Origin of the sequence: Streptomyces johnsoniae (assembly GCF_031845565.1) — a bacterium.
GTDB classification, from domain to species: Bacteria; Actinomycetota; Actinomycetes; order Streptomycetales; family Streptomycetaceae; genus Streptomyces; species Streptomyces johnsoniae.
Genome location: NZ_JAVREV010000048.1, coordinates 1 through 1,108, shown reverse-complemented (window position 1 = coordinate 1,108; position 1,108 = coordinate 1). Strand labels below are relative to the sequence as shown.

Below are 1,108 nucleotides of genomic sequence, written 5' to 3'. Positions count from 1 at the left end.
CGTGCGTGACGTTGAGGTCGTAGATCTCGACCTCGCCGTAGTTGTCGCCGCTGCACGGGGAGGAACGGTCGCAGTTGGCCTGCGTGTAGGCGCCGGCCTTGAAGTAGTTGCCGTCGCCGGAGTTCTCGATGGTGGTTTCGAGTTCACCGTTGTAGTAGATGTCGATCTCGCCGTCGCTCACCACGTACTGGAGCTCGAAGACGTCGCCCAGCTGGTAGTTGTCGGTGACCAGGTGATGCTCGACGGTGTCGTCCTCGGTGATCCACAGCTCCTCGCCCACCAGCCGCAGCGCGGTCACATCGTCGTCACCGCCGTGGATCTGGGCGCCGACCACCTCCGGCTTGTCCTCCGGCAGGTGCGTGAACGCCTCCCGCACCGTCATGGTGTGCGTGCCGGACGTCGAGGACCACGCGATCTCGTCCTCGCCGTCGCTCTCCATCTCCCGCAGCTCCGAACGCGGGTAGCTGGAGCCGCCGGTGGTGACCCCGTCGACCGGCGAGCGGAAGCGCACCCCGTCCCCGGAATCGGTGACGCGGAAGTACTCGTCGTGGGAGTAGTCCTCCAGGTCGGGCTGGAAGATCTCGGTGGGGTCCCCCTCGTCGCCGGTGGGGAGCGTCAGCTTCCAGTTGCTCAGGTCCAGTACGTCGGACGGGAGTTCGGCAGGAGGCTGAGGCTCGCCGCCGTCATCGTCGTCGCTCTCGCCGGTCCAGACCTCGATCTCGGTGAGGCTGTTCCAGTCGCCCTCGCCGTCGCCCTCGTAACCGTGGCCGAGGTAGCGGATCTTCGAGGTCTCGACCGGGTCGAACTCGAAGGTCTCCAGGCTGTTGCTCGTGCCGCTGGTCTCGCCGTCGTAGACGGTGTCCCAGCCCGAGCCGTCCCAGGACTGCAGCTCGAAGACGTTCTGCCGGCTGGTGCCCTGGTGCACGGCGAGTTTGACGTGGCTGACCGTCTCCTCCGAGCCCAGGTCAAGCTCCAGCCAGGCGCCGTCGCCCTCGCCGGACCACCGGGTGCCGAAGTCGCCGTCCACGGCGTTCGCCGGCTCGTTCTCATCACTCGTACTGGCCGTGACGGCACTGCCATCCGGCGTAACCTCCACGGCGGCGGCCTG

1 protein-coding gene is annotated in these 1,108 nt (G+C 67.2%); it reads right to left on the bottom strand.

Annotated features, from left to right (window positions below):
- A partial coding sequence (locus RM779_RS33195) for a polysaccharide lyase family 7 protein (protein ID WP_311621519.1) occupies nucleotides 1-1,108 on the bottom strand: 1,108 nt, incomplete at both ends.